The following is a 19863-nucleotide window of genomic DNA, read 5'->3' on the forward strand; positions in this document are numbered from 1 at the left end:
GGATCAGCTCTGGCACTCTGCACAAAACACGCTGCTTCTCTGACCCAATCGGACCTCTTTGAGGATACTGCCGCAACATCGACAAGGCGACCCTTTACGACCATAAACGTATAGCTCTTGCTGAAAGTAACCGGGCTTACCGTCACCGCCAACAAAGTCTCGCAGGGTTGTGCCCCCACGCTCAATGGCATAGCTCAGCACCCGTTTGACTTCCACCACCAGCTTTCCCAGACGCCTCCGGGAAACCAGGCCCGCGGCACGACGGGGATCTATACCAGCCGCAAACAGCGCCTCACTGGCATAAATATTCCCGACCCCAACAACTACATGGTTATCCATGATACGTTGTTTAATTGACTGCTTTCTATCTTTACAGCAATTAGCCAGATAATCGACATCGAAAGCTTCGCTAAGCGGCTCAGGCCCAAGTGTCTGTAGTAGCGGATGGACTGAGCCAGCATCTTGCCATAACACCGCACCAAAGCGTCGAGGATCAGTTAAGCGAATCAATTGCCCATTACTGAATTCCAGATCTACGTGATCATGCTTGAGTGCCGGGGTTCCGGCTGGCAATACCCGCAGACTCCCCGACATCCCCAGATGAATGAGTAAATCACCCTGCGGCATTGCCAATAGTATATATTTGGCTCGCCGATGCACCCGGCACACCACCTGACCCGGCAGCTGCCGTACCAACTGTTCAGGTACAAGCCAGCGTAACTGCGGCTGACGCACATGCAGCGCAACCACTCTTTGGCCTTCGGTATGAGGAGCAATACCTCGACAGGTGGTTTCAACCTCTGGCAATTCAGGCATGCATCACTCCACTCCAGAATTCGATTTCACAGCAGGTTTTTTCAACGCCAGATAAACACCGGTCACGGTAATTAAAATACCCAGCAGCGCAACACCACTTAACTGCTCATCAAACAGCCACCAGGCCTCGATGGCTGTCAAGGGCGGCACCAGGTAGAAATAACTGGCAACGCGGGACACCTCGCCCAAACGGATCATCAGCATTAACAGGAGAATAGCACTGACAGACAATCCAAACACTAGCCACAATAGCGCCAGTATCAAGTCGGGATGCCAGATAACTTCGCGTGTTTCAAAGCTATATGCCAGTACCGCCATACACAGCGCCGTTGCCAGATACTGATAAAAAGAACCTGTCAGCAGGTCCGTCTGCCCACCAAATTTTTTCTGATACAACGTGCCGATAGAAATACTGAGCAGTGACAGCAAGACCGCAACCAAGGCCAGAGGATGAACTACAAAACTCTGAGCCATCAGCCCACTGCTGAGCACCAGGGAAACGCCTAGTAAGCCAGCGACCAGCCCCAGCCACTGAATACGGCGCAACTGCTGCCCCATACCAACCCAGGCGAGTAAAGCGGTTAGTAGTGGCTGTAAACCAACTACCAGCGCGGTTACACCGGCAGGCAGCGCCAACTTTATTGCAGCAAACACCCCCCCAAGATAAACGCCATGGATCAACAGTCCTACAACCATCTGATGCCCGGCCTGACGAGGCCCTGGCCAACGTGCGCGCAATACCAGAATCAGCAGCAAGAATACCGCTAACGTGATCACCATGCGGATAAAAAGCAGGTTAAAGGGCTCTATCCAGGGCAGCGCATAGCGCGCACCGATAAAGCCCGTACTCCAGAGTAATACGAAAATAAGGGGGACAAATCGAATCAGCATTTTTCAAACCCCATAACGCACAAAGCCCGGAACCAGGTCCGGGCTTTGTTAAGAAGATCCAGAATCAATTATTTGATTTTAGCTTCTTTGTAGATCACATGCTTGCGAACAACCGGATCGTATTTCTTGAATTCGAATTTATCCGGGGTGTTACGCTTGTTTTTGTCAGTTGTGTAGAAGTGACCTGTTCCGGCTGAGGAAACCAGGCGAATCTTCTCACGAGCACCTTTTGCTGCCATCGTCTAGCTCCTTAAACCTTTTCGCCACGGGCACGCAGTTCAGTCAGAACTGGATCGATACCCTTTTTATCAATGATACGCATACCTTTAGAGGACACACGCAGACGTACAAAGCGGTTTTCGCTTTCAACCCAAAAACGGTGCCAATGCAGGTTTGGCAAAAAACGACGACGCGTTTTACGATTTGAGTGGGAAACATTGTTTCCGGTGATCGGGCGTTTACCCGTTACCATGCAAACTCGAGACATGACATCAATCCTGATTCTGTAAGTTACTATAACCCTATCCGATGTTTATTGAGAGTAAAAACACCACTCTCTCAGGCGGAGCGTCCCATATACAAGACAGAATACCATACCATTAAGGGATAGAAGGGCGCATATTATACTCAATTAAAGCACATAAGCCAGCTTTCTGATGATTTTTTCACCAGTCATAATTAACTGAAACTAAACACCACCAAAAAACTTAGGCTGCAGGCAGTAGCGCCCTCTAGATACAGAGGTAAATCAAGATCACTTAGCAGCATCTTCCACGGCTTCACCACCACGCTGCACGTCCTTACCTACGCCCTCAACGGTGTTACAGCCTGACAATACAAATGCGACCATTAACAGTAGAAATACAATCGATTGCTTTTTCATAAACTTTTAACCTCTATTGTCTGCAGTAGGTCAATGGCTAATGCCATTCAACCATCCAGCAATAGTCAGTATAGCAGCATTACCCCATCTTCAACGCACAGCCGTGTAACAACAATATTTTTTTGTCAGGTTTGCTGCATACTTGGGGCTAAACCTGACAAAAAGCCGATTTAACACAGCAAGAAAGCGACAAACCTGAGGCTATTCTGGAGGCATCAGCCAACAAGTCTGGCAAAAACCTGTCTGGTACAAAAATTGCTTTTACTGGGCATGACCCACTCAAGGCCGTCATTCGCACCACAACACCTGTCACCACAACGAGGAACACGACTTATGGCACATGTAACCTTTAAAAGCAGCCTGCATCAGGATAAGCGCACCTATGCAGTCGCTGGCAGCCACACACAAACCATTTTACAAATGGCAAAAGAAAATCACATTCCAATCGACTTTGGCTGCCAGAATGGCGAATGTGGCACTTGCCTGGTTGAAGTCACCAGCCTGGATCAAACTCGCCCAATGGGTGGACCCTTAAATCCACGCGAAACAGCTGTGCTGAAAGAGATGGGTAAAGTCAGTCAGGAACAGATTGAACAGATGCTTGTTGATGACATTCCGCCATCTCCCTGGCGGCTGGCATGTCAGATGATTATGCGCGATGAAGACATACTGGTTGAATACCCCAGCGAATAATTCACCCAACCGACCCGCATCACCAGGTGCGGTTGGTTTACCCCAAAGCAGTCAGCTACAGCCAACCGCGCTCGGCAAAAGACACCACGTCGGTATCGCCTATGACCATATGATCTAACACGCGAATGTCCACCACAGACAGAGCTTCACAGAGCCTTTCGGTAATTTGCCGATCAGCCTGCGACGGTTCAGCAACACCGGATGGGTGATTGTGAGACAGGATCACAGCGGCCGCATTGCACTCCAACGCCAGTTTGACGACTTCGCGAGGGTAGACCGAGGCGGCATTAATCGTGCCGTAAAACAGCGCCTCATAGCGTATCACCCGGTGGCGATTATCCAGCAGCAAACAAGCAAACACCTCCCGAGCTTCATGACGCAGTCGCGCCGACAGGTATTGTCGAACCGCTTGAGGGCTTTCCAATGCCGAATCTCTCACCAAAGACGCTTGGAGATGACGATGCGACATCTCCATCACGGCCTGTAACTGTGCGTACTTGGCCCGACCCAGCCCCGGCGCATGACAAAAAGCCGTTTCACTGCACTCCATCAGCGGTCGTAAGCCCCCAAAGTGGTTCAGTAGCTCACGTGCCAGATCCACCGCCGTTTTGCCGCTGATGCCCGTGCGCAGAAAAATCGCCAGAAGCTCTGCATCAGAAAGCGCAGTTGCTCCCTGCGCCAAGAGTTTCTCTCTCGGCCGTTCAGCTTCTGGCCAGTCCCGAATGGTCATATTCACCTCCTTATGGTGTACTAGGGCAAGATCCTTCCCACCCTGTTCTACACAAATGTACAATGAGGTAATATCTTAGCGTCCTATTTAATTGTATGGAACCTTTAATAGACATGGACATCGACAGATTTTCAGGTGATTGGGTTAAAGGATGGAGCTAAAGCAATGCGGAAGTGGACTTTTTTCGGGATAAAATAATATTGTTTCTACTGGCCACACAAAAAAAATTTACCAATTAGGTAAAACTGACTCTAAGTTTTCTACTGGTACAAATACGTACACTTCTTTATAGGTTTGTAAAAAGTACCTATCTTCAAATTTCCCATCACCCTGCAAAGAATTGGGCTTTACAATTATCAACTTATTATTTTCAATATAACCATAACTATAATTAAATCGTCTTAGCGCCGAATTGGCATTTTCTATGATAATTTTATTGCCTTGCAGTCGATAATACCCCTGAAACAATGTGCCAATATTTTCGTTATTTTCAGTTCGATTATAGTTCTTCATAACCACTTCTCTATAATCAGGCACAGAGCTAACACTGGGCATCATTATCATATTAGACTGCCCAGTTTTATGAAATATATAAAGGGATTTATTTCGCTCCTCTCTATTGATCTTATCATCAACACTAGACCAAATACTTTCTAAGACATATACTCCATTTGTTTTTAGTAATGACTCTTCACTCAGTTCGAAACTTTCATTATAAAAAGAATAATCGCTTTTAGCGTAATACTTTACGCCATTAAAAATACTACAGCCTGACAATACAAACGCGACGATTAACAGCAGAAATACAATCGATTGCTTTTTCATATGCTTAGCCTCTAAAGGTTGCAGTACATCGCTGCTATTGCCAAACCGCTTCAGACCCGTCCCGAATGGCCAGAGTCACTTACTTATGATAGACAGGAGCAAGATCTGTCCTGCCCTGCTCTACGCAAATGCACAATGAGATGGTATCTTAGCGTCTTATTTAATTGCATGGAATCTTCGGACCTCCCGGGTATGCATAGACTTACTAACAGACACATTCTGCTCGGAATCACCGGTGGAATAGCGGCCTACAAAAGTGCCGAGCTAACCCGCCTGCTGAAAAAAGCAGGTGCCGATGTGCGTATCGTGATGACGCCTGCCGCGACGGAATTTATTACCCCGCTGACACTCCAGGCACTTTCCGGCCACCCGGTACACCTCCATCTGCTGGATCCAGAGGCAGAAGCCGGCATGGGGCATATAGAGCTGGCAAAATGGGCTGACCTGATTCTGATAGCACCCGCAAGCGCTGACTTTATTGCCCGCTGTGCGGCAGGTATGGGTAACGACTTACTGACCACCCTGTGTCTGGCAACAACAGCACCGGTTTGCCTGGCACCGGCGATGAATCAGGCGATGTGGCGGGACCCACATACGCAAAGCAATATTGGTTCACTTACAGCCACGGGGATGAAAGTATTTGGTCCCGATTCAGGCGAGCAGGCCTGTGGCGATACTGGACCTGGCCGAATGTTGGAACCTCAGGCACTGGCTGAACTCATCGCCGCCGAGTTTGAGTATCTGGCACTCAGTGGTAAAACGGTATTCATTACCGCAGGCCCCACCCGCGAACCCCTTGACCCCGTCAGGTTTATATCCAATCACAGTTCCGGAAAAATGGGTTATGCACTGGCACAAGCCGCTATTGATGCTGGGGCACGCGTCAAGCTGATCAGTGGACCGGTCAACCTGACCGCGCCTGAACGGGTGGAATGTATACAGGTTGAAACGGCTGAAGAGATGCTGACTGCATCACTGGAAGGGATAAACAGCTGTGACCTGTTTATCGGTGCGGCTGCCGTTGCAGATTACCGACCCGTTGCCGTGGCTGAGCATAAAATCAAAAAGGGCAACGAAGAGATCATGGAGCTACGGCTGGTCAAAAACCCCGATATTATTGCCAGCGTTGCCGCCTTATCTCAGCGACCTTTTACTGTAGGCTTTGCCGCTGAAACCCACGATCTGCTGAGTTACGCACGCAGCAAGCTGGAGCGTAAAAAGCTTGATTTGATTATTGCTAACGATGTGTCAGTTCCGGGAATAGGCTTTAACAGCGACGATAACCGGGTAACACTGGTCAGTGCTAGCGGCGAAGTACCTTTACCGCAAACATCAAAACGGCTGTTGGCACGACAGCTTATCGAACATATCGCCCAACACTTTAACCAACAGATGGCAGCTAATGAAAAAACTACAGGTTAAAATCCTCGACCCGAGAATCGGGACAAGCTTCCCACTACCCAGCTACGCTACCCCAGGGTCAGCTGGATTAGATTTACGTGCCTGTCTGGATCAAGCCCTGACACTGCAACCGGGTCAAACCGAACTGATCCCTACCGGACTGGCCATACACATTGAAGACCCGCAGCTCTGTGCCATGATTCTGCCACGCTCCGGACTGGGTCATAAACACGGTATAGTGTTGGGTAACCTGGTTGGCCTGATTGATTCTGATTACCAGGGCCAATTATTCGTATCCTGCTGGAATCGCGGGGATACAGCCTTTGTTATGGAACCTGGCGAGCGCATGGCGCAACTGGTTCTAGTACCAGTAGTACAAGCTGATTTTGACCTCGTCAGTGAATTTACTGACAGTGATCGTGGAGACGGTGGCTTTGGCTCTTCAGGCCGCCACTAAATATGACTTTCAAACTGACAGATGGAGTTGACGTGAACTATTTACTCACTGATTTTGATACCGAAGTTTTCCGCGCTTACGATATTCGCGGTATTGCAGGCTCAGCTCTGTCCGACGCACTGGTCTGGCATCTTGGTCGCGCCTTCGCTGCCCAAGCGCAACAACAGGGTGTGAAACAGGTTGTTGTCGCAGCGGATGGGCGCTTATCCAGCCCAGCCTTTAAGCAACTGCTCAATGATGGTCTGTTAGCGGGTGGTTGTGATGTACTGGATATAGGCTATGTGCCGACTCCAACCCTCTACTATGCGGCCCATCAGCAAGCCGATAAAACCGGCATCATGATTACCGGCAGTCACAACCCAGCTGATTACAATGGCTTTAAGATGATGATGGCAGGACACACCCTGTCAGGTGACGACATTCAGGCCTTACGCCAGCGTATAGAGCAGCAGAATTACACAGAAGGCAGCGGGCAGCTAACCCAGCAGGATATCTCTGAAGACTATTTGCAGAGAATCACCTCGGATGTGGTGCTGAAACGCCCCCTTAAAGTGGTGGTGGATTGCGGCAATGGCATCCCTGGCAACCTGGCGCCGGAGCTGATTAAGCGTCTGGGTTGTGAGATTATCCCGTTATTCTGTGATGTCGATGGCACCTTCCCTAACCACCATCCAGACCCAGGTAAACTGAAAAATCTGCAGGATGTAATCCAGGCCGTTGCCACCCATCAGGCAGATATTGGATTGGCGTTTGATGGCGATGGTGACCGTGTCGGTGTTGTAACTGACCAGGGGCATGTCGTCTATCCGGATCGGGTGATGATGTTGTTTGCCGAAGATGTACTGGCCCGCAATCCCGGTGCGGAAATCCTGTTTGATGTCAAATGTTCACGCCTGCTGCCTAAAATCATTGAAGCCGCTGGCGGCAAGGCCACCATGTGGAAAACCGGACACTCACTGATCAAACAGCAGATGAAAGCCTGTGGTGCCCAACTGGCAGGCGAAATGAGCGGCCATATCTTCTTCAAAGAACGCTGGTTCGGTTTTGATGATGGCCTGTACAGTGCCGCACGCCTGCTGGAAATCCTGTCGGCCCGTGAAAACAGCGCCGAAGACATCTTCAAGGCCTACCCGGAAGATATCAGCACCCCGGAAATCAATATTGAAGTGCGTGACGACAACAAGTTCACCATTGTCGGAGCACTGCAAAAGCTGTCTTTCGACGGCGGTCAGACCAGTCATATTGATGGTGTACGGGTGGATTATGCCGATGGCTGGGGACTGGTTCGCGCCTCCAACACCACACCGGTATTGGTGCTGCGCTTTGAAGCTGAGACAGATGCCGCCCTTAATCGTATCCGTGATGCCTTTCAGGCTCGCTTACATCAGGTTGATGCTAGTCTGATGATCCCTCTCGAATAATACTGACTTTAAACCAGGTAATGACTATGCCACTGACACGCCAACAAGCCATTGATACCTCGAAAATTCTAAGCGAGGCAATGCCTTACATTCAAAAATTTGCTGGTAAAACCATCGTGATCAAATACGGTGGCAATGCCATGACTGACGAAAAGCTCAAGGCCAGTTTTGCCCGCGATATTGTCATGATGAAGCTGATCGGTATGAATCCTATCGTTGTTCACGGTGGCGGCCCACAGATAGGTAATCTGTTGGAGCAGTTGAAAATTGAGTCTCACTTTGTCAACGGCATGCGGGTCACCGACTCTAAAACCATGGATGTGGTCGAAATGGTACTGGGCGGCATGGTCAACAAGGAAATCGTTGGCCTGATTAACAATGCCGGTGGCAAGGCCATCGGTTTGACCGGTAAGGATGGTGAGCTGTTGCGTGCTCGTAAATTGCGGGTAAAGCATAAAACCCCGGAAATGGAGGCTCCTGAAATTATCGATATAGGCCATGTAGGTGAAGTGGAAAGCGTTAATATAAAAGTCCTGCATATGCTTGAAAATTCGGACTTCATTCCAGTCATCGCCCCCATTGGTGTGGGTGCCGATGGCCATGCCTACAATATCAATGCTGACCTGGTAGCGGGTAAAGTTGCAGAAGTGCTGATGGCGGAAAAATTAATTCTGTTAACCAATATCGCTGGCCTGATGGATAAAGAGGGCAAGGTCCTAACCGGACTCTCAACTCGGCAGGTCGATGCGCTGATAGAAGATGGCACCATCTACGGTGGCATGCTACCCAAAATTGATTGTGCTCTAAGTGCGGTTAAATCCGGTGTAAACACAGCGCACATCATCGATGGTCGGGTTGAGCATGCCTGTATGCTGGAAATCTTCACTGATGAAGGTGTCGGCACCCTGATCACCAATAAATCCTTATAATTCCTCAGGGATCAAACGAATGACTGATAAGCAGCAGTTGAAAATCTCCCGTCGTGAGCAGATCCTTCAAGCGCTGGCACAGATGCTGGAAGTCAACCCAGGGCAACGCATCACTACCGCCGCTTTAGCCCGGGAGGTTGGCGTGTCTGAAGCGGCGCTCTACCGACATTTTCCCAGCAAAGCACGGATGTTCGAGGGCCTGATTGGCTTTATCGAAGAGACACTGTTTACCCGGATCAGACTGATTGTTACCTCAGAAGCCAATGGTATTCGTCAGTGTGAACAGGTGTTAACCCTGTTACTGGCTTTCGTTGAGAAAAATCCCGGCATGGCCAGAATTCTGACAGCCGATGCGCTGTCAGGTGAAACGGATAGACTGCGTAGCCAGGTCAACCAACTGTTTGAGCGCATGGAGACCCAGCTCAAGCAGATCATGCGTGAAGCGGAGCAAAAAGAAGGGGTTCGTACCCGCATTCCGGCAGGCTCTTGTGCCAGCCTGCTGATAGCCACTGCCGAAGGTAAGATTCGTCAGTTTGTGCGCAGCGAGTTTCGTCGTCGACCAACCGAGCACTGGCCGGAACAATGGCCACGTCTGGCTGAGGGTTTATTCCGGCGAGAGGCGCAAAACGGATAGAGAATCAGCCGCTTGCGCTTCATCCTGTTGATAACGATGCAACTGCTCCAGATCGGCTTCCTGCATCAGAAAAGCAGAAGCCGACACCAACTGGATACCTAACTCATCCAGCAAGGGTAATCCCTGTTCAAGATAGGCTTGAGTAACTGGATATGGGTGCCCTATTACTACTACCGAGCCTTCAGCTTGAGCTACGGCAATGGCATGCAGAAATTGCTGCTCAACATAGTCAGCAGTCACTTCATGATCCAGAAACACCTTACGCTCCAATACTGGGATATGCTCCTCTTTGGCTATATTCGCCGCTTGGGTTTCAGCCGTGGTGCGGCTGTCTAAATAGAAAAGATTGCGTTCTCGGGCAACCTCCATGACCCAGCGCATCGGTTGCTCCTGACGAGTCAGCAAGCTGCCCATGTGATTATTCAGGCCTCGCGCCTGTGGCAAGGAGTCCAGGCTGCGGTTCAACACCTGCTTAAACTCCTGCTCCGATAAGTGTGGATAAAGCCCCCCAGGGCCCAGTGGCAGATTAGCCATATTGGCCATGGGCGCATGTAAAATAATTTCCTTGCCATGCTCTGCAGCCAAAACAGCCAGACGCTCCGCATGAGGCGTAAACGGTAGCACGGCGTAGGTCAGCGGCCCCGGCAGTTCAATCACCGCCTGCCCCTGAGACAAGTTCGGACCCAGATCATCAATCACCAGTACCATACGGGGAGAAATCTCTTCAGCCCCTAACGGCAAAGCCCAGATACCAACCCATAGCACCAGACCCGCACAAATCCCAGGTTTCAATCTGGCTCAGCCTTTATCCGACCGCAGGATATTGAGTGCTTTGAGCAGATTCAGCGCCTCATAAAGTTGGTAATCGCGTTGGCCAAGCATTTCATCGGCCTCATCGTTGGTTTCAGCATGTTCCTCGCCGAGTAAATGGCCACTTAAATCCCGCTCCCGAAGTTGACCTGCGGTTTCCTCAATGCGGGTAATGCGTGCATCTTCCACCACCACATCGGGGCGTATACCATCCGCCTGGATAGAGCGACCGTTGGGGGTATAATAACGTGCAGTGGTTAATTTCACGCCGCGATCAACGCTCACTGGCAAGATAGTCTGAACAGAGCCTTTACCAAAACTGTCGGTCCCCATTACTATTGCCCGACGGTGATCCTGCAAAGCACCGGCAACTATTTCTGACGCTGAAGCCGAACCGGCATTAATCAGTACCACCACGGGAATATCCCCGGCTGCCGTTTCCGGCGTAGCACTAAAACTCAGCTCAGAATTAGGCAAACGGCCATCGGTATAAACAATCAAACCGTCTGACAGGAACGCATCGCTCACCTGAACCGCTGCTTGAAGCACCCCACCCGGGTTATTACGCAGATCCAGAACGATACCCTTGAGCTCGCCCATGGCCTTCAACGCTTCAATAGAACGAGTCAGTTGCTCGGCGGTATTATTCTGGAACTGGCTAATACGAATCATGCCGTAACTGGTTTCCAGCAATCGATGCCGCACACTGGTAACGCTGATTGACGCCCGTTCCAGGGTTAACTCAAACGGCTTCTCTATGCCCTCACGCATCAAGGTCAAGGTGACACGGGTGCCAATTTGACCACGCATTTTATCTACCGCCTCATTGAGGCTGACACCCTGAATCGATTCATCACCAATTTTGGTGATCAGATCACCAGCCTGGATACCGGCTCGCTGAGCTGGCGTATCATCAATCGGGGCGATGACCCGGATAAAACCATCCTGCAAACCCACCTCAATACCCAAGCCACCAAACTGCCCGGAGGTGTGCACCTGTAAATTCTCATAGGCTTTGGCATCCAGATAGGCCGAATGAGGATCCAGGCCACTGAGCATCCCGCGAATAGCATCCTCAAGCAGTTTTTTATCCGATACTGGCTCTACATAAGCCGACTTGATACGGTCAAATACCTCAGCAAACAACCGTAGCTCCTCTACTGGAATAGATGCTGTTTCGTTTTCGGTTTCGGTTTCTTCCGCCACCGCCAACTGAGAACAAAGTAACGCAAACAGTGTAATCGGCAATAAAACTTGATAGATGCGCAAACCTTTCATAACTCGATCCTTTGGTGCCAGTTTAAGGCTGTTTCAGCCATTGAGACGGATTTACCGGTGTTCCCTGATGACGGATAGAAAAATAAAGTCCGGTTTCTTCATTACCACCACTATTACCTGCCGTAGCGATGGTTTGCCCTGTTGTCACCCAGTCACCGGGTTCGAACAACAAGGTTTGATTTTGACCATACAGGCTCATATAACCTGAGCCATGATCCAGTATCATCACTAGCCCATAGCCACGTAACCAGTCTGAAAAAACTACTCGCCCATGATGCACGGCTTTTACCTCAGCGCCGGCCTGAGCAGCAATCAACAAGCCTTCGAAAGCGACGCCACTACGCTGATGGCCATAACTCCGTAGTATGCGTCCTTGCAATGGCCAAGGCAAAGCCTCCTTCAGCCTGGAAAATTCCTGGCTATCCTGTGCAAGACGCGCCGCTTCCAAAGAGCGTTGAATATCTGCCAATAAAGCTTCAAGCGCCTGCTGGTCACGGCGCAATGCGGCAAGACGCTGCTGCTCTTGCTGCTGCGCTCTGGCCAACTGCGCCACCGCTGCTTGTCGATCAGCACGTGCTGTTTCCAGTTGCTGCTGCTCTAGCTCCAGTTGAGCTCGCCGAGTGGCTATTTGTTGTTCGGTTGACCCGATCTGTGCACGTGTTGTTCCCAGGCTATTCAGTTGCTGCTGATAAGCCTGCAACTGTTCTATCAACTCAGCATTCATGTAATCATAATAGCGCAACATGCGATCGAGACGCTCAGGATCTTCCTGCTTCAGCAGTAATTGCAAGCGGGGTTGTCGGCCCTGACGATATTGTTCCTGAATCAGTTGCTCAATCAACTCACGCCGCTCCGCCAACCCCGTCTCGAGCGCTAGTCGTTGGCTCTGCAACCCTTGCATATCATCATCCAGTTGCAGCAATTCCTGATCAAGTGTACGTAGCTCAGCCACCACTCGACCTATCGAACGTTCAGCCTGAGCCAGCGCCTGCTGCTCATCCTGGCGCTCACGCTCCTGCCTAGCGATACGTTGTTGGACCTGTGCAACTTCCTGCTTCAGTCTATCAAGCTGTTGCTGTGTTGCCTGCTGATCCTGTGCCCAGGCTGAACTAGACAACAGCAGCCAAGGCAACAGAAAAATTAAAACACGTTTGAACACCGGGCGATTCAGCTCAAATCAACCAAAGATTTACCCGTCATTTCTTCAGGGGGCTGGAGATCCATCAGATACAGCAAAGTAGGAGCCAAATCACATAAAGCACCGTCACGCAATTGAACCGAAGCGGCTCGAGGCCCATCATAAATAAGAGCAACCGGCCAGATGGTATGCGAGGTATGGGGTTGACCTGTTGCTGGATCCTGCATCATCTCAACATTACCATGATCAGCCGTTATCAGCGTTTCACCCTGCACTGAACGCATCGCTTCAAGCACCCGACCAATGCATTGATCAACCACTTCAACCGCCTTAACAGCCGCATCAAACTTACCGGAATGCCCAACCATGTCACCATTAGCAAAATTACACACTATCAGGTCAAACCGACGACTCTTAATGGCTTCAACAAGCTTATCAGTGACTTCAAAGGCACTCATCTCTGGCTTCAGGTCATAGGTCGCTACCTGAGGGGAGGGTACCAGGATACGCTCTTCACCCGGGTAAACAGCTTCCTGTCCACCATTAAAGAAAAAAGTGACGTGCGCGTATTTTTCCGTTTCTGAAATACGCAACTGCGTTTTACCTAGCGAGGATAAATACTCACCCAGGTCATTATGCAGCGCTGTCGGTGGGAAAGCGCAAACCGCGTCGATGTCGGCTGCATATTCAGTGAAGGTCACATAGGCGGAGAGTTCAGGATGTTTTTGTCGCTGAAAACCGCTAAATTTGTCACCCTCAGTAAACGCCCGGGTAATTTCGCGAGCCCGGTCCGGACGAAAATTGGCAAAGATAATGGCATCTCCGTCACTGATCACCCCTTTGGGATGACCTGACATATCAGTAATCACGGTGGGTTTTACAAATTCATCATTTTCGTCACGCGTATAGGCCTCCACCAGTGCCTGTTGGGCTGATTGGGCATAAAATTCACCCTGACCCAACGTCATAACATCATAGGCCTGCTGAACACGATCCCAACGGTTATCGCGATCCATAGCAAAATAACGCCCGGTGACCGTGGCGACCGCACCACAACCAAGACGTTTGAACAGGGCATCTGCTTTTTCCAGTGACGGCTCAGCTGAGCGTGGGGGCATATCCCGACCATCCAGAATCGCATGCAGAAACACTTTTTTTATACCCCGCTTCACCGCCATTTCAATCAGTGTAAACAGGTGCATTTCGTGGCTATGCACGCCACCGGGAGACAAGAGTCCCGCCACGTGTAACGCCGTCCCCTTTTCTAACACTTTGTCCATTGCAGTGGTCAACGCCGGATTTGTAAAGAAGTCACCATCCTGAATGGATTTGGAAATACGGGTGAAGTTCTGATAAACCACCCGGCCAGCACCGATATTCATATGGCCTACTTCTGAATTGCCCATCTGGCCTTCAGGTAACCCAACCGCCAGACCCGAGGTTGCTATACGCGAGTTCGGGTTAGCTGCCAGTAATCTATCCCAGTTCGGGGTGTTCGCTGCATCAATAGCAGATGAGGGTGTTGACTCAACACCAAAACCATCAAGAATTATCAGTGCTTTGGTTGATCGATTATCGCTCATAGTCGGCCATCTGTTTTTGAAAGTGAAAAATATAATCATTTTACTGACTATCCGGCATTAAGGCTAACACAGATACGTTTTACCCTTATCCCCGGGAGCCGTACATTGTATACTTGTCGAAGTTTTTTTGAGTTCACAGAACGGAACCCCCGATGGAAAAAATTTTTGAATTTATTAGTAATCACCCGGTACTGGCCAGCGGCTGGCTGGTAACACTTGCAGTTTTACTGTGGACAGAACAAAGGAAATCCGGACGTTCGGTTTCTCCGGCTGAAGCCACCCGTTTGATTAACAAGGAATCAGCGGCTCTCCTGGATATTCGTACCAAAAAGGAGTGGGATACTGGCTACATAGCCAATTCCCGTCATATTCCTTTTGCAGAACTGGACAAGCGTATCATTGAATTGGAAAAATTAAAGGACAAGCCTGTCATTATTGTCTGTAACCTGGGCCAGACCGCAGGCAGTGCAGGCAAGACGCTCAAAGCCAATGGCTTTACCGAGGTTATGCGCCTGGCTGGTGGGATCACCGAGTGGAAAGCCCAACACCTCCCAATAGTGAAGAAATAATTTATGGTTAAAATTACAATCTACACCACTCGCAGTTGCCCTTTCTGTCATAGAGCCAAGTACTTGCTCGACAAGAAAAAGGCTGTCTATGAAGAGATAGATGTCGGCAACTCACCCGAGTTACGTCAGGAAATGGTTCAGCGCAGTGGACGCAATACCGTACCGCAGATATTTATTAACAGTCTGCATATCGGCGGTTGTGATGAACTCTACGAAATGGACATAGAGAGCAAGCTCGACCCACTGCTCGATCAACCCGCTTAAATAAACCGACTAAGGATTTATACCATGGCCGAGAATCAAGCCGCACCACAATTTGCATTACAGCGTGTTTTCCTGAAAGACGTTTCGCTGGAAACACCTGAGGGTTCCTCTGTTTTCACCAAAGGCTGGAAGCCCGATGTCAAACTGGATCTGAACAGCAAAACCAGTCGTCTTGATGACAACCACTATGAAGTCGTACTGACACTGACAGTAACCATTAAAAATGACGGTGCAACAGCGCTGTTGATCGAACTGCAGCAAGCTGGCATCTTCCTGATCAGTGGACTTGAAGATCAGCAACTTGGACACACACTCGGCGCCTTCTGCCCCAGCATACTTTTCCCCTATGCGCGTGAAGCCGTTGACAGCTTCATGACCCGTGCTAGCTTTCCTCCGCTAATGCTAGCCCCGGTTAACTTCGACGCTCTCTATGCCCAGCAGTTACAACAGAAAGCTGAGCAGCAGAAAGCAACTGAAGACAAGCCTGCCGCTGAAGAAACCCACTGAATCATCAGCACTACCTGTAGACAGTAGCAACAGCGGTTGATATCACGTTGCGGCTGTCTGCAGATTTCTTCCTTTTGCTGCATAATAGCGTTCATTAAACAGCTTGAAGTTATGCAACAGCGCACTTGCTCCAATGTCATCCCCCATCTGTGCTAACAACGCCACCGCGACTTCAGCCGTGCACAAATGATGCTCAGGGCCGGAATTACGCAGAAAATAGCAGCTTCCTTCCAGCACACGCGGCTCAATCACTGGCAGATCCTGAAGATACTCGCTGTGCCTGAAAATACGCCTTGCCTGGCGCCAGGTGCCATCCGGTATCACAAACAGCGGACGACCTTCCAGCTCTAATGTATTTTTGATCATGCGGTGCTTATAGTCAGGTGCCTCTGGAAAAACCAGGCAGATAGAGCCTTTACGTTGTTTTAGCAATGTTTCGAATTCAGGCTGCGTCTGCAGCCGCTGCCATTCAGAAACACCACTACCAGGAAAGGTTTGTAATATCTGCCGCCCTGTGTTTGAAGGTTTGTAAAACTCATTATGATGCATCAATAGCCAGAAATCGGCTGCAGATTCAGCCACACAAATATCAGCGCAGATACAAAAGGATTCAGGTAAACGACAGGCGTCACAACGGACAACTTTGGAGCCACGCGCATTAAAGGGTTTGCGTGGAAAAGGATGATCTGTCTCAGGAACAAGCATATATAACCGACTCCTAAATATAAAAAACCCCTGCCACAAGGTGACAGGGGTTTTTTAAGTATTAAGTGCCTGGCGATGACCTACTCTCACATGGGGAGACCCCACACTACCATCGGCGATGACGCGTTTCACTACTGAGTTCGGGATGGGATCAGGTGGTTCCACGTCTCTATGGTCGCCAGACAAAACTGGAACAACTCGGACTTAAAAGAAATAGATGTATTTAACTCTGTCTTATAGCACTACAAGCGTCAACCGCGTATCGATCTGTTAATTCAGTGTATCTTCTGAATCGTTGGATTCTTAATCCTTCGTTACCAGCTCACCAACCAAACGCCTTGGGCGTTATATGGTCAAGCCTCACGAGCCATTAGTACAGGTTAGCTCAACGCCTTACAACGCTTACACACCCTGCCTATCAACGTCCTGGTCTCGGACGACTCTTTAGGGGCCTCAAGGGCCCAGTGAGATCTCATCTTGAAGGGGGCTTCCCGCTTAGATGCTTTCAGCGGTTATCCTGTCCGAACGTAGCTACCCGGCAATGCCACTGGCGTGACAACCGGAACACCAGAGGTTCGTTCACTCCGGTCCTCTCGTACTAGGAGCAACTCTTCTCAAATCTCAAACGCCCACGGCAGATAGGGACCGAACTGTCTCACGACGTTCTAAACCCAGCTCGCGTACCACTTTAAATGGCGAACAGCCATACCCTTGGGACCGGCTTCAGCCCCAGGATGTGATGAGCCGACATCGAGGTGCCAAACACCGCCGTCGATGTGAACTCTTGGGCGGTATCAGCCTGTTATCCCCGGAGTACCTTTTATCCGTTGAGCGATGGCCCTTCCATTCAGAACCACCGGATCACTAGAACCTGCTTTCGCACCTGCTCGACGTGTCTGTCTCGCAGTCAAGCACCCTTCTACTCTTGCGCTCATTGGCTGATTTCCGACCAGCCTGAGGGTACCTTCGTGCTCCTCCGTTACGCTTTGGGAGGAGACCGCCCCAGTCAAACTACCCACCACACAATGTCCTCAATCCGGATAACGGATCTAAGTTAGAACCTCAAAGTTGTCAGGGTGGTATTTCAAGGTTGGCTCCACGCAGACTAGCGTCCACGCTTCTAAGCCTCCCACCTATCCTACACAAACAAATTCAAAGTCCACTGTGAAGCTATAGTAAAGGTTCACGGGGTCTTTCCGTCTAGCCGCGGGGACGCTGCATCTTCACAGCGAGTTCAATTTCACTGAGTCTCGGGTGGAGACAGTGTGGCCATCGTTACGCCATTCGTGCAGGTCGGAACTTACCCGACAAGGAATTTCGCTACCTTAGGACCGTTATAGTTACGGCCGCCGTTTACCGGGGCTTCGATCAAGAGCTTCTCCGAAGATAACCCCATCAATTAACCTTCCGGCACCGGGCAGGCGTCACACCCTATACGTCCACTTTCGTGTTTGCAGAGTGCTGTGTTTTTAATAAACAGTCGCAGCCACCTGGTATCTTCGACCGACAAAAGCTTACGGAGCCAGTCCTTCACCTTCATCGGCGTGCCTTCTCCCGAAGTTACGGCACCATTTTGCCTAGTTCCTTCACCCGAGTTCTCTCAAGCGCCTTGGTATTCTCAACCTGACCACCTGTGTCGGTTTGGGGTACGGTCGTCTGTAACCTGAAGCTTAGAGGATTTTCCTGGAAGCAGGGCATCAACCACTTCAACTCATACGAGTCTCGTCATCAAGTCTCAGCCTTAGCAGAGCGGATTTACCTACTCCACCAGCCTACACCCTTAAACATGGATAACCATCACCATGCTGGCCTAGCCTTCTCCGTCTCCCCATCGCAGTTACAGCCGGTACGGGAATATTAGCCCGTTTCCCATCGACTACGCATTTCTGCCTCGCCTTAGGGGCCGACTCACCCTACCCTGATTAACATTGGATAGGAAACCTTGGTCTTCCGGCGGACGAGTTTTTCACTCGTCTTATCGTTACTTATGTCAGCATTCGCACTTGTGATACCTCCACGATGCCTCCCGGCTTTCGCTTCAACGGCTTACACAACGCTCCTCTACCATGCCAGAAACAAGTCCTGGCATCCGCAGCTTCGGTACTAAGTTTGAGCCCCGTTAAATCTTCCGCGCAGGCCGACTCGACTAGTGAGCTATTACGCTTTCTTTAAAGGGTGGCTGCTTCTAAGCCAACCTCCTAGCTGTCTGAGCCTTCCCACATCGTTTCCCACTTAACTTAGATTTTGGGACCTTAGCTGGCGGTCTGGGTTGTTTCCCTTTTCACGACGGACGTTAGCACCCGCCGTGTGTCTCCCATGATTGCACTTCTGGGTATTCGGAGTTTGCATCGGGTTGGTAAGTCGGGATGACCCCCTAGCCGAAACAGTGCTCTACCCCCCAGAGTGAGACATGAGGCGCTACCTAAATAGCTTTCGAGGAGAACCAGCTATCTCCGGGCTTGATTAGCCTTTCACTCCGATCCACAGGTCATCCGCTAACTTTTCAACGGTAGTCGGTTCGGTCCTCCAGTTGATGTTACTCAACCTTCAACCTGCCCATGGATAGATCGCCCGGTTTCGGGTCTACTCCCAGCGACTTGACGCCCTATTAAGACTCGGTTTCCCTACGCCTCCCCTATGCGGTTAAGCTTGCCACTGAAAGTAAGTCGCTGACCCATTATACAAAAGGTACGCAGTCACCGTATTAAAACGGCTCCCACTGCTTGTACGTACACGGTTTCAGGGTCTATTTCACTCCCCTCACAGGGGTTCTTTTCGCCTTTCCCTCACGGTACTGGTTCACTATCGGTCAGTCAGGAGTATTTAGCCTTGGAGGATGGTCCCCCCATCTTCAGACAGGATATCACGTGTCCCGCCTTACTCGTTTTCACTACGTTTAGGTTTTCAAATACGGGGCTTTCACCCTCTACGGCCGCACTTTCCAGAGCGTTCTTTTAACCATAACGCAGCTTAAGGGCTGCTCCCCGTTCGCTCGCCGCTACTTAGGGAATCTCGGTTGATTTCTTTTCCTCCGGGTACTTAGATGTTTCAGTTCCCCGGGTTCGCCTCTCAAAACCTATGTATTCAGTTAAGAGATACCTAATAAATTAGGTGGGTTTCCCCATTCGGACATGTACGGATCAAAGCTCGTTTGCCAGCTCCCCGTACCTTTTCGCAGGCTACAACGTCCTTCATCGCCTCTGACTGCCAAGGCATCCACCGTGCACGCTTATTCACTTGACCATATAACCCGAAGGCGTCTGTTCAATTGATGTTTGCTAGTAACGATCGATTTCGCCGGTTGGCGCTTGTATTTCTACAAGACAATC

The 19863-nt window shown here is 50.1% G+C and carries 21 protein-coding genes and 2 rRNA genes; 9 read left to right on the forward strand and 14 right to left on the reverse strand.

Annotated features, from left to right (window positions below):
• Positions 1-3 precede the first annotated feature (3 nt).
• The 5 genes from mutM to F5I99_RS17790 form a co-directional block, all read right to left on the reverse strand.
• The gene (mutM, locus tag F5I99_RS17770; protein WP_151058365.1) at positions 4-816 is read right to left on the reverse strand and encodes a bifunctional DNA-formamidopyrimidine glycosylase/DNA-(apurinic or apyrimidinic site) lyase; all 813 of its coding nucleotides are present in this window, start codon (positions 814-816) and stop codon (positions 4-6) included.
• Between the two features lie 3 nt (positions 817-819).
• Entirely contained in the window at positions 820-1707 is an 888-nt protein-coding gene (locus F5I99_RS17775) for a DMT family transporter (protein ID WP_151058367.1), read from the reverse strand.
• Positions 1708-1775: 68 nt separating this feature from the next.
• Positions 1776-1946: a 50S ribosomal protein L33 gene (gene rpmG, locus F5I99_RS17780; RefSeq protein WP_036511775.1), complete on the reverse strand. Its 171-nt coding sequence runs from the start codon at positions 1944-1946 to the stop codon at positions 1776-1778.
• 11 nt (positions 1947-1957) lie between these two features.
• Complete coding sequence (rpmB, locus tag F5I99_RS17785; protein WP_036520164.1) at positions 1958-2194, reverse strand: 50S ribosomal protein L28; 237 nt, start codon at positions 2192-2194, stop codon at positions 1958-1960.
• Between the two features lie 267 nt (positions 2195-2461).
• On the reverse strand, positions 2462-2590 hold the full coding sequence (locus F5I99_RS17790) for an entericidin A/B family lipoprotein (protein WP_151058369.1): 129 nt from the start codon (positions 2588-2590) through the stop codon (positions 2462-2464).
• 333 nt (positions 2591-2923) lie between these two features.
• Here F5I99_RS17790 and F5I99_RS17795 point away from each other — a divergent pair, with 333 nt between their 5' ends.
• On the forward strand, positions 2924-3283 hold the full coding sequence (locus F5I99_RS17795; RefSeq protein ID WP_151058371.1) for a 2Fe-2S iron-sulfur cluster-binding protein: 360 nt from the start codon (positions 2924-2926) through the stop codon (positions 3281-3283).
• Between the two features lie 55 nt (positions 3284-3338).
• On the opposite strand, the gene radC is transcribed toward F5I99_RS17795, so the two are convergent.
• Together radC and F5I99_RS17805 are read right to left on the reverse strand one after the other, a co-directional pair.
• Entirely contained in the window at positions 3339-4013 is a 675-nt protein-coding gene (gene radC, locus F5I99_RS17800) for a RadC family protein (RefSeq protein ID WP_151058373.1), read from the reverse strand.
• A gap of 228 nt (positions 4014-4241) precedes the next feature.
• Positions 4242-4838 (reverse strand): hypothetical protein, encoded by a 597-nt coding sequence (locus F5I99_RS17805; protein WP_151058375.1) that lies wholly within the window; start codon positions 4836-4838, stop codon positions 4242-4244.
• Positions 4839-5030: 192 nt separating this feature from the next.
• Here F5I99_RS17805 and coaBC point away from each other — a divergent pair, with 192 nt between their 5' ends.
• The 5 genes from coaBC to slmA are packed head-to-tail and all read left to right on the forward strand — an operon-like array spanning position 5031 to position 9680.
• Complete coding sequence (gene coaBC, locus F5I99_RS17810; protein ID WP_151058377.1) at positions 5031-6260, forward strand: bifunctional phosphopantothenoylcysteine decarboxylase/phosphopantothenate--cysteine ligase CoaBC; 1230 nt, start codon at positions 5031-5033, stop codon at positions 6258-6260.
• Positions 6241-6696: a dUTP diphosphatase gene (gene dut / locus F5I99_RS17815; protein ID WP_151058380.1), complete on the forward strand. Its 456-nt coding sequence runs from the start codon at positions 6241-6243 to the stop codon at positions 6694-6696. Before coaBC ends, dut begins: the two co-directional genes overlap by 20 nt.
• Positions 6697-6728: 32 nt before the next feature.
• Complete coding sequence (locus F5I99_RS17820) at positions 6729-8117, forward strand: phosphomannomutase/phosphoglucomutase (RefSeq protein ID WP_225307468.1); 1389 nt, start codon at positions 6729-6731, stop codon at positions 8115-8117.
• A gap of 26 nt (positions 8118-8143) precedes the next feature.
• Positions 8144-9046 (forward strand): acetylglutamate kinase, encoded by a 903-nt coding sequence (gene argB / locus F5I99_RS17825; protein ID WP_151058384.1) that lies wholly within the window; start codon positions 8144-8146, stop codon positions 9044-9046.
• 19 nt (positions 9047-9065) lie between these two features.
• Positions 9066-9680, forward strand: coding sequence for a nucleoid occlusion factor SlmA (slmA, locus tag F5I99_RS17830; protein WP_151058386.1), 615 nt, complete (start codon positions 9066-9068; stop codon positions 9678-9680).
• On the opposite strand, the gene F5I99_RS17835 is transcribed toward slmA, so the two are convergent.
• The 4 genes from F5I99_RS17835 to gpmI are packed head-to-tail and all read right to left on the reverse strand — an operon-like array spanning position 9651 to position 14489.
• Positions 9651-10472, reverse strand: a complete 822-nt coding sequence (locus F5I99_RS17835; protein WP_151058389.1) for a divergent polysaccharide deacetylase family protein — start codon at positions 10470-10472, stop codon at positions 9651-9653. The two genes, slmA and F5I99_RS17835, sit on opposite strands and share 30 nt — an antisense overlap.
• 6 nt (positions 10473-10478) lie before the next feature.
• On the reverse strand, positions 10479-11768 hold the full coding sequence (locus tag F5I99_RS17840) for a S41 family peptidase (RefSeq protein ID WP_151058391.1): 1290 nt from the start codon (positions 11766-11768) through the stop codon (positions 10479-10481).
• Between the two features lie 22 nt (positions 11769-11790).
• Positions 11791-12927 (reverse strand): murein hydrolase activator EnvC family protein, encoded by a 1137-nt coding sequence (locus tag F5I99_RS17845; RefSeq protein WP_151058393.1) that lies wholly within the window; start codon positions 12925-12927, stop codon positions 11791-11793.
• A gap of 8 nt (positions 12928-12935) precedes the next feature.
• Complete coding sequence (gene gpmI, locus F5I99_RS17850) at positions 12936-14489, reverse strand: 2,3-bisphosphoglycerate-independent phosphoglycerate mutase (protein ID WP_151058395.1); 1554 nt, start codon at positions 14487-14489, stop codon at positions 12936-12938.
• A 152-nt stretch (positions 14490-14641) separates the two neighbouring features.
• Between gpmI and F5I99_RS17855 the strand changes: the two genes are divergently transcribed.
• The 3 genes from F5I99_RS17855 to secB are packed head-to-tail and all read left to right on the forward strand — an operon-like array spanning position 14642 to position 15829.
• Positions 14642-15058 carry a rhodanese-like domain-containing protein gene (locus F5I99_RS17855; protein WP_151058397.1) on the forward strand — a complete coding sequence of 139 codons (417 nt, stop codon included), beginning with the start codon at positions 14642-14644 and terminating at the stop codon, positions 15056-15058.
• A 3-nt stretch (positions 15059-15061) separates the two neighbouring features.
• Positions 15062-15322, forward strand: a complete 261-nt coding sequence (gene grxC / locus F5I99_RS17860) for a glutaredoxin 3 (RefSeq protein WP_151058399.1) — start codon at positions 15062-15064, stop codon at positions 15320-15322.
• Between the two features lie 24 nt (positions 15323-15346).
• Positions 15347-15829: a protein-export chaperone SecB gene (secB, locus tag F5I99_RS17865; protein WP_151058401.1), complete on the forward strand. Its 483-nt coding sequence runs from the start codon at positions 15347-15349 to the stop codon at positions 15827-15829.
• A gap of 42 nt (positions 15830-15871) precedes the next feature.
• On the opposite strand, the gene F5I99_RS17870 is transcribed toward secB, so the two are convergent.
• The 3 genes from F5I99_RS17870 to F5I99_RS17880 form a co-directional block, all read right to left on the reverse strand.
• Positions 15872-16534: a tRNA-uridine aminocarboxypropyltransferase gene (locus tag F5I99_RS17870; RefSeq protein ID WP_151058403.1), complete on the reverse strand. Its 663-nt coding sequence runs from the start codon at positions 16532-16534 to the stop codon at positions 15872-15874.
• A gap of 67 nt (positions 16535-16601) precedes the next feature.
• Positions 16602-16717: ribosomal RNA gene (gene rrf / locus F5I99_RS17875) — 5S ribosomal RNA — on the reverse strand.
• Positions 16718-16883: 166 nt separating this feature from the next.
• Positions 16884-19777, reverse strand: a 23S ribosomal RNA gene (locus F5I99_RS17880).
• Positions 19778-19863: the final 86 nt, after the last annotated feature.

The organism is Nitrincola iocasae, assembly GCF_008727795.1.
Lineage (GTDB): Bacteria > Pseudomonadota > Gammaproteobacteria > Pseudomonadales > Balneatricaceae > Nitrincola > Nitrincola iocasae.

What these genes read in the sequence shown, in the direction of transcription:
- mutM (WP_151058365.1), bottom strand. Translation starts at nt 816, where the DNA reads ATGCCTGAATTGCCAGAGGTTGAAACCACCTGTCGAGGTATTGCTCCT.
- F5I99_RS17775 (WP_151058367.1), bottom strand. Translation starts at nt 1,707, where the DNA reads ATGCTGATTCGATTTGTCCCCCTTATTTTCGTATTACTCTGGAGTACG.
- rpmG (WP_036511775.1), bottom strand. Translation starts at nt 1,946, where the DNA reads ATGGCAGCAAAAGGTGCTCGTGAGAAGATTCGCCTGGTTTCCTCAGCC.
- rpmB (WP_036520164.1), bottom strand. Translation starts at nt 2,194, where the DNA reads ATGTCTCGAGTTTGCATGGTAACGGGTAAACGCCCGATCACCGGAAAC.
- F5I99_RS17790 (WP_151058369.1), bottom strand. Translation starts at nt 2,590, where the DNA reads ATGAAAAAGCAATCGATTGTATTTCTACTGTTAATGGTCGCATTTGTA.
- F5I99_RS17795 (WP_151058371.1), top strand. Translation starts at nt 2,924, where the DNA reads ATGGCACATGTAACCTTTAAAAGCAGCCTGCATCAGGATAAGCGCACC.
- radC (WP_151058373.1), bottom strand. Translation starts at nt 4,013, where the DNA reads ATGACCATTCGGGACTGGCCAGAAGCTGAACGGCCGAGAGAGAAACTC.
- F5I99_RS17805 (WP_151058375.1), bottom strand. Translation starts at nt 4,838, where the DNA reads ATGAAAAAGCAATCGATTGTATTTCTGCTGTTAATCGTCGCGTTTGTA.
- coaBC (WP_151058377.1), top strand. Translation starts at nt 5,031, where the DNA reads ATGCATAGACTTACTAACAGACACATTCTGCTCGGAATCACCGGTGGA.
- dut (WP_151058380.1), top strand. Translation starts at nt 6,241, where the DNA reads ATGAAAAAACTACAGGTTAAAATCCTCGACCCGAGAATCGGGACAAGC.
- argB (WP_151058384.1), top strand. Translation starts at nt 8,144, where the DNA reads ATGCCACTGACACGCCAACAAGCCATTGATACCTCGAAAATTCTAAGC.
- slmA (WP_151058386.1), top strand. Translation starts at nt 9,066, where the DNA reads ATGACTGATAAGCAGCAGTTGAAAATCTCCCGTCGTGAGCAGATCCTT.
- F5I99_RS17840 (WP_151058391.1), bottom strand. Translation starts at nt 11,768, where the DNA reads ATGAAAGGTTTGCGCATCTATCAAGTTTTATTGCCGATTACACTGTTT.
- gpmI (WP_151058395.1), bottom strand. Translation starts at nt 14,489, where the DNA reads ATGAGCGATAATCGATCAACCAAAGCACTGATAATTCTTGATGGTTTT.
- F5I99_RS17855 (WP_151058397.1), top strand. Translation starts at nt 14,642, where the DNA reads ATGGAAAAAATTTTTGAATTTATTAGTAATCACCCGGTACTGGCCAGC.
- grxC (WP_151058399.1), top strand. Translation starts at nt 15,062, where the DNA reads ATGGTTAAAATTACAATCTACACCACTCGCAGTTGCCCTTTCTGTCAT.
- secB (WP_151058401.1), top strand. Translation starts at nt 15,347, where the DNA reads ATGGCCGAGAATCAAGCCGCACCACAATTTGCATTACAGCGTGTTTTC.
- F5I99_RS17870 (WP_151058403.1), bottom strand. Translation starts at nt 16,534, where the DNA reads ATGCTTGTTCCTGAGACAGATCATCCTTTTCCACGCAAACCCTTTAAT.